This window comes from Zobellia sp. 1_MG-2023 (assembly GCF_030549125.1).
GTDB classification, from domain to species: Bacteria; Bacteroidota; Bacteroidia; order Flavobacteriales; family Flavobacteriaceae; genus Zobellia; species Zobellia russellii.
The window spans coordinates 1-11,074 of sequence record NZ_JAUOSY010000009.1 but is presented as its reverse complement, the minus strand read 5'-3'; the positions used below and the strand labels follow the sequence as shown (position 1 = coordinate 11,074).

Sequence of the window (11,074 nt, the reverse complement as noted above, 5' to 3'; positions counted from 1 at the left end):
AAAGGTACGTTTTTGACCTTTAACAAAGAAAGTCCCGTTACTTATATCTATGTTAAGGAAACCATTGAAGAACGTGCGGTTGCAGGTGATAATGGGTAAATGGAGTAAAATTTTATTGGATAGAATCCAATTTCAATAGCTACTCCCATTTGAGAAATTGGAACGTGTAATTAGACCGCTTTTTTCTCGCTTAAATATTTCCAGTAACGCTTGGGAACATGTTGTTTGTGCAGCTTTAAATTGATGCGTGATTTAATATTTGTACTCTTGAAGTAATTATTCCAAAGGTCTTGGTAATCATACTCACTATCAGTAAAATGAACACTCTTTTTTAGGCTATTCGTGTAGATGTCCTCTAAATCCAAAGACACAACTTCTACTTTGTTCAAATCATAAAAAATACCATACTTACGCTTTACATCATAAATTAACCATTGTTGATCAGCGTAACGGGACCGGAAGTGTTTTGAGATTAATGGCAATACATCAAAATCCGGTTCTATGTTGGAGAAATAGATATCATCCTTTGTCAACTGAAACCGAACGAAAGCTTCCATGCGATGCTTTTCGCGACCAACAGACCTTGCAATCTGGCTAATTTTTAAAACAACCCCATCCGAATAATCAGACGCTACAGAACTATCGGAAGCAAATAACTTTTGAATATAACGGTACAATAACAGCTCAATTCCCTTGGTTTCGCTTAAGAAAGCAAAATAGACATCTTTAATGGCGGTATGGCTCTTTTTGTCAATACCGTTCCAGACACGTTTTGCTTTGTCCATTTGGGTAAAAATAGTCTCAGTTTCAGAAAAGAGTCCGCTTTGTGAAGCTGTGTTCTTTTGAATATCCGCTATTTGAACTTTTTCATCAAAAGCTACAAAAATAGCTGTCAAAAATCCGTTGAAACTTCCATCGTAAATTAAAGTTTTTGTAGCATTCATAGTTCTATATTTTGTTCTGTTCGTAAACTGTTTCTGTCAACCAAAAATCAACTGAATAACTGCAATTGATTACTATATTCCTTTCTAAATTTTCCAACGGAGTTTTGAAGTATAAGTCCTTTTATTTTAGCTCCTTCCATATCCTTGTGTTCCCATCTATTAGAGTCACAAACAATAAAGTATTTCGCCCTGTTCAAGGCCACACCTATTTTCTTTAAATGGTCCCAGTTTAGCTTTCTGAAACGACGTGCATGAATAATTTTATGTACCGATTTCATTCCTAAGCCAGGCACACGGGCCAATACACTCTTATCGGCTTTATTTATATCAACAGGAAAATATTGCATATTACGTAGGGCCCAGCCCAATTTGGGGTCTACATCCATATCTAGATTAGGGTGGTCGTTATTTAGGATTTCCTGAACACCAAATCCGTAAAAGCGCAAAAGCCAATCGGTTTGGTATAAGCGGTTTTCACGGAGCATGGGCACTTGGGTTCCAATAGCCGGAAGCCTGCTATCCTCGGCAACGGGAACATAACCGGAATAGTAGACCCGCTTCATATTGTAGTTTTTATAATAATGGGTAGCAGAGTACATGATATCCTTATCCGATTCCCCGGTTGCACCAACAATCATTTGGGTGCTTTGTCCTGCAGGAGCATATTTGGGCGTGCTTTTAATTATTTTCTTCTCAGATTTATATTGAATAATCTCATTTTTGACCTTTAGCATAGGTTTTGTGAAGTCTTCGTGCTTCTTGTCGGGAGCCAATAGTTTTAACCCTGAAATGGTAGGGACCTCAATATTTACGGAGAGTCTATCTGCATACAGACCGGCTTCCCGCATAAGTTCATCACTAGCACCGGGAATGGATTTTAAGTGGATGTACCCATTAAAATTCTCCTCCAATCTTAATTTTTTGGCCACGGCAACCAATCTTTCCATAGTATAATCCGGGCTTTTGAAAATGCCCGAGCTAAGAAAAAGACCTTCTATATAATTGCGTCTATAAAAATTGATGGTCAAATCTACCACCTCTTGAATTTTGAAAGCGGCCCGCTTAACATCATTGCTTTTACGAGTCACGCAATAGGCACAGTCAAAAATACAGTGATTGGTAAGTAATATTTTCAATAATGAAACACAGCGGCCATCTTCGGTATAGCTGTGACATATACCCATACCACTGCTATCTCCAAGGCCTTGGATGTTGTTTTTGCGGACACTCCCACTACTAGAGCAGGAAACATCGTATTTGGCTGCATCGGCCAGGATGTTCAATTTTTCCTTGATTCTGTCAAAAGATAAAGACATATATGAATTTTGTATTTAATCCAAATTTATGGAAAAATTCCATATTATGGATATAATCCAAATAATATTTTGGAGTATGTCCAAATTGTGTATATTTGAAGAGGAAAGGTTATGGCCTAGTTCTAATCTTTTCTTCAATCATTGATAATTCAGAATTGTATGGAAAATGAAATCACTTTAAAGCGTTTTACCGATGTTAGACGAGAACTAGGTTATACGCAAGCCGAGTTTGCCAAACTTTTGGGGGTGTCCAGTACCACGGCGGATATTGAACGTGGGCGGACCAAACTTTCAGGAAAAGTAGTGATGGAACTTCTAAAACAGTTCAAAATTAATCCGCTATGGTTGTTCGGTGATAGCGAAAACCAATATTTGGAGACTTCCAAGGTAAGTGTAATTCCAAAAGTGGTAACCGTAGATAATGCCGGAAACGATAATATGGTTTTGGTCAATGCGAAAGCTGCAGCAGGTTATCCACAAAACATTCAAGATACAAGTTGGTACGAACAGCTTCCTGCGTTTGATTTACCCATTCCGGAATTTAGAAATGCTACATATCGCGGGTTTCAGGTAGACGGAGATAGTATGCTGCCCAATCTTAGGTCAGGGGAGTGGGTATTGGCCAAGGCCGTAGAGCACATAGATGATGTGAGTCAAAATAAAATGTATGTTGTGGTGCTAGAAGACGCCGTCTTGGTTAAAAAAGTAGAAAGGAGACCTAATTCTAATAATGTAACCTTGGTTTCGCTCAATGAAACTTATCCACCTTACGATATTAAACCGTTTCAAATTCAGGAAATTTGGGAAGTAAGCAGTAGAATTACTTTTGGCGAAGATGCTACAACGGAAAAAGGACTATTAAGACAATTGCAAGAATCTATGGACGAACTAAAAAGCCAACTTCGCCATGTTAAAAAAGTGTAAGCAAATCTAAGATTCTGCTATTTTAAGATTGTAAACACCGCTATTTCTTAACGTAAAACCAAGACTTTTATAGAGCGAAATTGCCGGGGTTCTATGGTGGCCGGAAAACAAAATAATCTCATCAAGATTCAGATGCTTGGCTTCGCCCAATAGTTTTTCCATCAATTTTCTACCAATGCCTTTTCCACGGTATTCACTGTCCACAACTACATCTTCAACCAATCCGCGATAACCGGAAATTACCTTATAGGTAGCCAATAAAGCAATGCCCACAATATGACCTTCGTCTTTACAGGCAGCTAAAATCACATGATTGTCATCTTGAAGTATTTGATGCAATGGCCTTTGTTTGTTCTTGTCATTCAGTTGTTTATACAAATTTTGAATTTCAACTTGTACTTGGTCGTTAAGGTTGTATTTGTGTAATATTTCAATGGTCATGTGTTGTAGTGTTTTTGGTAAGATAAAACTAAGAATATATTGGTGATAAAGGTATTCACTATTCTTAAAATTGACACAAAATAAGCTCGTTTCAATAGAGCTCTGTATTAATACATGGTGTTAGGGTTGGCCGATGTTTTTGGAATTTGCTGAATGGAATCCCAGTGTTCACATATTTTTCCGTAATCGTCAAAACGAAAAAAATCCATGGTGACGTACTGATCATTATCCGGCCAAATTTGGTGAGTGTGCAGGGCTACTAAATTTCCTTCGGCAACGGCCCGTACAAATTCAATGGATTTTTCAGGGTATTCCCGTTGCATTCTTTCAAAATAATCAATGAACCCCTGTGGGCCATTGGCAACATGCGGATTGTGTTGAATATAAGTACCCCCGCAATAAGTTTCAATTGCAGCTTTGGGGTTTCCTTCGTAGGCCATCTTATAAAAAGCTATGGCATTTTGTTTGTTCCTTTTAGTATTCATATTCCCCAAAATTTAAGTTGAAAAGCATATAACCCTTAGCTAGAGGGAGAACGATATTTTAATACCTTGGATAATCATATCCGTTCCAATAATGGCAATAATTAGCCCCATGATTTTCCCGATTACGGATATAACGTTGTTCCCGATTTTTTTGATAAACCATTCACTTAACATAAAAGTAAAATAGGTCATAAAACATAAGAGTCCGAAAATAAGTATGACCATTCCTATTTTAATGTAGCCCGCGTTAGAAACAAAGTTCATGCCGGTCACTATAGTACCGGGGCCTGCCAGTATGGGTATCGCAAGAGGTGAAATGGCAATGTTTTCATCAATATTGGTTTCTTTTAAATGCTTTACATTGGATTTTTTGGATTGCAGCATATCAAACCCAACAACAAAAACCAAAATACCTCCTGTAATTTTAAATGCAGGTATGGTAATACCGAAAAGAAGAAAGATAAACTTTCCCAAAACAAGAAATACGGTTACAATAATAAAAGCCGTAAATGTGGCTCTTTTGCTAATGTTCCGTTGTGTTTTTCTATCCGCTCCTTCAACTAAGGATAAAAAAATAGGCATGTTGGAAAGTGGATTCATTATGGCGAAAAAACCAGTGAACACAGTAATTGAAAAGGTAAGAAGGTTGTCCATTTAAAATTCTAATTTCTTAATAAGAAAGCTAACATCACTCTTTTGTACATGACATTTAACTCTCTTAGTTTCCCATCTAAGGATAGGATTTACAAGTTAGTTAAAATAAATGGCACCTTGTATATGTAATAAAAGAGATTGTTATAAATGGAATATCACAAAAAATTAGACCCTAAACAGGGTTGGATAACTATGCTCAAATTCCTTTTTAAAGCCTGATGGTATTGTATTATGTAGGCGGATACTTTTGCAATTATTGAATTTCATGAATGCTTGTAACTCTTTGTTCAAAGCACTGGAGAATTCCTCTATTTTTTTTAAATCGGGTTCCAAGGTCAGCTGAAGGATATTCAATATACCTTTCTTTCTATCGGCTTTGCTGTCCATCCGGGCCACTAGCTTTCCATTCCATAAAATAGGCAGGGTAAAATAACCATGTTTTCGTTTGTGCTGGGGTACATAACATTCCAGCAGGTAATCAAATCCAAAAATCTCCTGCGTTCGTTTTCGTTGAATAAGCAAATTATCGAAGGGTGATAAAATTTTGAGTTTTTTTCGAGCTAACGGTCTGTTCAATAATTCAAGCGACTCCGGTAAAACAAAATAATCGGTCTTGGAAACCTGTACTTTTTGTATTTCGCCATCCTTAAACATTAGGTCCAACGCTTTGGCAACTGTACCTTTCACATTCTTAAGTAGGTACGTCATCTCGGAAAGTCTTCCCAATCCATTGGTCTGCAAATATTTTTTCACAAGGAAACGGGCATGTTCCATTTCTGTTGGAAGGGTAGTGTTTACGGTTAGCGGCAGTACCCTTTCGGTTAGGTCGTACACTTTATGAAAATTCACCCGTTCGGAAATCATTAAATCGCCCTGCATAAATAAATTTTCCAACGCTTGCTTTTTGGGAGCCGTTTTCCATTCCCCATGTTTCACTCCCTTTTTATCAAAATCTTTGGCCATTAGCGGACCTTCGGCTTTAATACGGTCCAAAACCCATTGCATAACGGCAGTATCCTGTTTAAACCAGTGTTTTTGTTTCCCCGTAGAAATGGCGTGCTTACGGGGTAGGCTAAAACGATATTCTTCCATGGGAAGGTAGGCAGCGGCATGGGACCAATATTCAAAAACTTTTTTATCGACTACCAACGCATCTAAATGTGAGGATTGGTAGCGTGGATTCCGATTATATAAGGTATGGTGATGTGCCCGTTCTATTACCGAAATGGTATCAATCTGAACATAACCTAAATGCTCTATAGCTTCCAGTGTTGCATTTACGGAAGAACCTGTTGCTTTTGTGCCCGGTAGTCGCTGAGATAATAAGACTAGTTTTTGGGCTTCGCGAAGTGAAAGTTTTTCTTTTTCTAAATTCATCTAAATAATTCAGGGCCAGCTTTGATAAGAAAGTAAAAATACTAACATCTCTACTATTTTTTAGGGCAAAGACCATTAGATATGCTTAAAAAGTAGCCCATTTAATGAATAATGTTAAAAACATTATAAAAAGAGCTCAAAAAACATAAGAAAAAGTGTATTTCATCCGTTATTTAAGCAATTCATCCTATTTTCGTTCATCTCAAACAACCAAGAACCCTTTCATCAATGCAGAGATATAAAATACTGATCGCATCTGCGCTTATCGTTTTTACCTTATCAGCGCTTACTTCCCGGGTATTTCATTCTGAAACTACCGATACTCCCCAAAAAGCGGAAACCGCTGTTACCAACGTAGAAAAAACTCCCCGAAACAAAAAAGAAGCGCATCTGTACGCTTCAAGACAAAAAGAATTACACGCTGCATTAAACGCCTATTTTAAGAAAGCTATTGCCAAGGGAGATGTAGTTGGGGCCGGTGTAAGTATCGTTAAAGGCGATTCTATTATGATTTCTGAAGGGTTCGGGAGAAAAAATAGTGTGGAGAGCAGTACTGTAAATGGTGAAACTGTATTTAGGTTAGGTTCCCTCTCCAAAGGATTTGCTGGAATGTTGGCCGCCAATATCAAGGATGAAGGAAAGTTAGATTGGACGGATAGGGTAAGTGATTACCTTCCCGAGTTTGAGTTGGGCGACGGTACCAATACAAAAAATGTAACCCTGGCCAATATTCTTTCGCACACTTCTGGAACGCCTTACCACAGCTACACCAATTTGGTAGAAGCGGGAATTCCCCTAACGGATATAGCCAAACGTTTTAAAGAGGTTATGCCCATTAGCAAACCTGGAATCATGTACAGCTACCAAAATGCCATGTTCGCACTTTGTGGTGAGATGATGAAAAAAGCAACCGGAAAAAAGATAAATACACTTTTGGACGACCGGTTTTTTAAGCCTTTGGAAATGTGTACGACTACAACGGACTTTGAAACCTTGACCCACGAATTGAATATTGCCATGCCCCACGTTAGAATCAGAAACGGCTGGAGAGCGGCACATATTCGTGATAACTATTACAACGCTGTTGCGGCGGGCGGAATCAGTTCAAATGCGCATGACATGGGCCGTTGGATGCGGTTTCTATTGGGCCACAACCCAGAGATTATGGAGAGCTCCGCTATTAACGAAGCGTTTAACCCGTTTATTGAAATTTCCGGGCACAGCAAATACTACCAGCGCTGGCCGGGCCACACCCGATCCTATTACGGCTTTGGATGGCGCATTCATAAGTTTACGGAAGACGATAGCAATTTTGAGAAAACCATCTGGCACCATGGTGGAAGCGTTAACAATTACCGAAACGAAATAGCCATTTATCCGGAAGCGGATCTAGGTATTTGTGTATTGCTGAACAATATGTCTCCCGTGGCCAAGACCGTCATTCCTGATTTGTACCAAATTGTTAAGGAGGTTTATCAAAAGGATGATGTAACTGCCCGAAAAATGCTCTAAGTTCTCATTGGGCTATTTTAGCAAAAGAGCATAAAGCTACGCAACAGTTGAAAAGCACTATTTGGGGATACGTCCTCTTAAGGGCATATTAGAACTATATACCATTCTTTTAGCATTCTTAAATTTAATTGCTCTGACCCACTGTTTTTATGGCTTTAAAACGCATCATGGCAACACCGTCCATTAAAAGCACCAGCTTGCCGTCCTCATCTATTTTATAGGCGTCTATTCTTTGAATCGTATTCAAAAAGAACTTTTCGCCTTGGCCACAGAACATTAGGGTAGTAGGGCCGGGCTCTCCAAAAGAAATTCCGTTACCTTTTACGGTAAACGGCGCCGAGTAGCCATTGCAACTGTTCGTACCCTGTACACGGCCTGTCTCCTCCATAAAAGTAATTTGTGGTTTCCGGTCAGGGTAGAGCCCTTGAAACGCAATGCGTGGCCCGGAAAGGTATTCCAGTTCCCAAAGGGAGCTATACAATGGGGTGTCTGCAACTTTTTTAGTTGTGGAACAGGAAGTAAATATTAAGGTTATTGTTAGAAATAGAATAGAGATACCTGTTTTCATAAGATTTAATTATCCGTTAAGCCTTTCCTGTGGATTGAAAACCACTGGCAAACGCTTATTTAAGGACGAAAATTAAACCAATAAAATATAACAGAAAAAACTCCTGAGCAAAGACTTTGTTAATTTTGGTTTCCTATTTCTAAAGTATTGCTGTTAACGTTTTTGTTAAAAACCTTACGCTAAGCTGTAAGATACTATTTATTAATGGGTGTATCTTAGTTGCTTTGTATTTATATAGAGAGGTATATAGCAACTAGTTGCTATATACAATTGTTGTAAGCAATTATAATAAACCAAATGTCAGATAAAGGTAATTGCACTTATTGTGAAATTCCAAACAGGGTGCTAAACACCGAAGATTACTTTGATAAAATAGCTATCTGGCGTAATTACGTCAACCATGGCATCATGGAATATTTGGGTGGTGATTGCCCTTTGGAAAGTATCGAAGAAAAAGTTGAAAATGAAGAGAAGTATGCTTTTTATCACAACTTTCGATGCTCATGCGGTACGTATCTTCGTTCTGGTATTTCTATTCGTAGTTCAGTTCCAATTTTAGAACGAGTTGAGGAAAAAGCTGACAATTCTATTCCTGCTAAAAGAAACGACCAAATAGACAATTTAAAGAAAGAGAATCTAGTCAAGAAATCAGAAATCGACCTATCTGGGAAATTAAAATTGGGTGTACTTGGTCTCCTAGTTTTTTTTGCATTAATCTATCCGATTTACATATATGTTTTGAATTCAAGAATTAAAGCTGGGGGTATAGAAACCTATTCAATTATTGTGGAGAAAGAGGAAATATTTGGAGGTAAGCCATTGCACTACTCTTATTATTTTACATTAAAATACGAGCTAAAAGATGGAATTGAAAAACAAACCCAAATAGGAGTGAGTAAAGAGAACTACATGATTTTTTCAACTGGAGATTCCATACCAATTTTGTACGATGAAATTTATCCTAAAAACATAAATCTGAACGTAAAATAACTGCTTACAACACAACCTATAAACAATACGGGTTTCGGGCTTAACTGCGAAGGTTTGCGTACTTTTATGAAGTCCGCAAAATCTTTTGGATTTTGCTTTTTAGCGGGACAAGGAAAAAAGAAAACCAAAAGATTTCGCTATGTGCGTGGCGGAAAACAAACTCTAGTTTGCTTCCGTATTGTTCATGGCTCAAGCGTTGTGGTGCATTTACAAAATCCTGAAATGAAACTAAATATTGTCAAATTATTGATTTTAATATTACTGATTTCTTCCTGTACAAATCAAAAAAGGGAATTAAAGGAATATGGCTATGCGAAAAAAGAAAATGATAGTTCAAAAGTGTCGCTTAGACTTGGAGATTTTATTACATATGGAGATTTTATTGACCGAATTCATGAAATAACTTGTGATGATAGTATCCCTAGAATTGTAATTGAAACACAAAAAAATGTTAGGCATATTTATCCTACCGTATATTGTGAACCGTTCATATTTGACCCTGAAGGAAAACATTATGTGACTTTCGACAGGGGCAAAATATATCACCAAGGTATGTTACCGGAAATTAATCTGGACTCGCTTTCTGCGATGTTACGAACGGAATTCTCATATTATTATTCATCCAATTCAACTGACAAGCCTGACAACTTTTTTGTAATTATTGAATCTATGCGGGACGGAAAAACGGATGGGATTGAAAGTTTTGTAAATACGTTGGCCATGAAATATGATTCATTGAAAACTAATATTGTTTTAAATATTTCGTTTTGGGAAGTTGTGCCGCATATACCGCCACCCCCTGCAATTAAAAGTGAAACAGAATAAAAAAACAACATCACAACAAAGCCTATACGAAAACGGACTTTAAGGCAAAACCGAAAGATCTGTGTATGTTTAAAATGTCGCTAAATTGAAAATTACGCGATAGCGAAATATTCAAATTTAGCCTTTGGAACAAAAAAGAAAAAGCAAAACAATAAGCTTTAGCTTCGTGCGCAGACGGAAACTAAAAGTTTCCTTACATCCGCACTACGCTTAGGCAAAACGTTAGCATTAATTATGCTCAAAAAATGAACAACGAAACAATCAGGCAAAATTTAGTCAAGAAGAGAAACAGCTACTTATCTACTCTTGAGTCAAATTCAAATCTAGACAAACTACTAAAAACTATTCTCTTAAATTTAAAAGAGTTCAATTTTGAAGATTACAAACAGAAATTGGAGATTGAAATTCTTAAAAATTTAAATGACTGGTGGTCAAATCCTGAAAAAGGAATAAAAAAAGAGGAAGAATTATACGCCATACTTTTTGAGTATGATTACTTTTTTCAAAAGAATGTAGAAGCTACCGCATTCGGAATTGGGGAATGGAAAGACTTCCAAGTTAAGTTTGATAAGTTCGACATGGGATTCGATTATGACTTCACAACAGATTTTTATGCGTGCCCAGGTATTGGACTAAATTTTTTTGATAGTCTTGAAAGTTTAAATCATGATAACCTACCTAAAGAATATACAAACGACCATATTGACTTTGATGGATTGAAAGATGGAGATATCATAGAAATGAATGAATTCAATGATATCGAATCCATTGATGGATATGATGAAATCATTGAACTACATAAGTGTGAAGGGATGATTGCAATTCATGATGTTCTAGTAAAAATAGATGAGAATAATGGATTTGAATCTCTTAACTACAAAGATAATTTCATGTTTATAATTGATAAACATGATTCTGGAGAAGTCTATCCATTGCTCGTAAAGAAAAAATAACTAATGATAACAAAAGTAACCGTTGCACAAGCCGTTGATTCTCCACGGAACGGATTCATATAAGCCTCTTTACGGGGCTTTTTTT

At 37.2% G+C, this 11,074-nt stretch carries 12 protein-coding genes; 5 read left to right on the top strand and 7 right to left on the bottom strand.

The features are described from left to right. Positions 1–170: 170 nt before the first annotated feature. Positions 171–944, bottom strand: a complete 774-nt coding sequence (locus tag Q4597_RS16220) for a TIGR03915 family putative DNA repair protein (protein WP_303407159.1) — start codon at positions 942–944, stop codon at positions 171–173. A 47-nt stretch (positions 945–991) separates the two neighbouring features. Continuing rightward, on the bottom strand, positions 992–2,260 hold the full coding sequence (locus tag Q4597_RS16215) for a putative DNA modification/repair radical SAM protein (protein WP_303407158.1): 1,269 nt from the start codon (positions 2,258–2,260) through the stop codon (positions 992–994). Positions 2,261–2,419: 159 nt separating this feature from the next. Between Q4597_RS16215 and Q4597_RS16210 the strand changes: the two genes are divergently transcribed. After that, positions 2,420–3,184, top strand: coding sequence for a LexA family transcriptional regulator (locus Q4597_RS16210; protein WP_215912313.1), 765 nt, complete (start codon positions 2,420–2,422; stop codon positions 3,182–3,184). A gap of 6 nt (positions 3,185–3,190) precedes the next feature. Here Q4597_RS16210 and Q4597_RS16205 read toward each other — a convergent pair whose 3' ends face one another. The 4 genes from Q4597_RS16205 to Q4597_RS16190 all read right to left on the bottom strand — a co-directional run bounded on the left by Q4597_RS16205 (position 3,191) and on the right by Q4597_RS16190 (position 6,141). After that, positions 3,191–3,625, bottom strand: coding sequence for a GNAT family N-acetyltransferase (locus Q4597_RS16205; RefSeq protein ID WP_215440476.1), 435 nt, complete (start codon positions 3,623–3,625; stop codon positions 3,191–3,193). A gap of 107 nt (positions 3,626–3,732) precedes the next feature. Then, complete coding sequence (locus Q4597_RS16200; protein WP_215440475.1) at positions 3,733–4,110, bottom strand: nuclear transport factor 2 family protein; 378 nt, start codon at positions 4,108–4,110, stop codon at positions 3,733–3,735. A 39-nt stretch (positions 4,111–4,149) separates the two neighbouring features. Further along, a complete protein-coding gene (locus Q4597_RS16195; RefSeq protein WP_215440474.1) occupies positions 4,150–4,764 on the bottom strand; it encodes a MarC family protein in 615 nt (204 codons plus the stop codon). Positions 4,765–4,929: 165 nt separating this feature from the next. Then, positions 4,930–6,141, bottom strand: a complete 1,212-nt coding sequence (locus tag Q4597_RS16190) for a winged helix-turn-helix domain-containing protein (RefSeq protein ID WP_303407155.1) — start codon at positions 6,139–6,141, stop codon at positions 4,930–4,932. A 228-nt stretch (positions 6,142–6,369) separates the two neighbouring features. Between Q4597_RS16190 and Q4597_RS16185 the strand changes: the two genes are divergently transcribed. Continuing rightward, on the top strand, positions 6,370–7,653 hold the full coding sequence (locus Q4597_RS16185; RefSeq protein ID WP_303407154.1) for a serine hydrolase: 1,284 nt from the start codon (positions 6,370–6,372) through the stop codon (positions 7,651–7,653). Between the two features lie 124 nt (positions 7,654–7,777). Here the strand turns inward: Q4597_RS16185 and Q4597_RS16180 are convergent, their stop codons facing one another. Next, positions 7,778–8,221: an META domain-containing protein gene (locus tag Q4597_RS16180; RefSeq protein ID WP_303407152.1), complete on the bottom strand. Its 444-nt coding sequence runs from the start codon at positions 8,219–8,221 to the stop codon at positions 7,778–7,780. A 297-nt stretch (positions 8,222–8,518) separates the two neighbouring features. Between Q4597_RS16180 and Q4597_RS16175 the strand changes: the two genes are divergently transcribed. From Q4597_RS16175 to Q4597_RS16165, 3 genes are all read left to right on the top strand, one after another. Further along, positions 8,519–9,211 (top strand): hypothetical protein, encoded by a 693-nt coding sequence (locus tag Q4597_RS16175; protein ID WP_303407151.1) that lies wholly within the window; start codon positions 8,519–8,521, stop codon positions 9,209–9,211. Positions 9,212–9,277: 66 nt separating this feature from the next. Beyond that, on the top strand, positions 9,278–10,036 hold the full coding sequence (locus Q4597_RS16170) for a hypothetical protein (RefSeq protein WP_303407149.1): 759 nt from the start codon (positions 9,278–9,280) through the stop codon (positions 10,034–10,036). A 245-nt stretch (positions 10,037–10,281) separates the two neighbouring features. Beyond that, positions 10,282–10,989: a hypothetical protein gene (locus Q4597_RS16165; RefSeq protein WP_303407148.1), complete on the top strand. Its 708-nt coding sequence runs from the start codon at positions 10,282–10,284 to the stop codon at positions 10,987–10,989. Positions 10,990–11,074 lie beyond the last annotated feature (85 nt).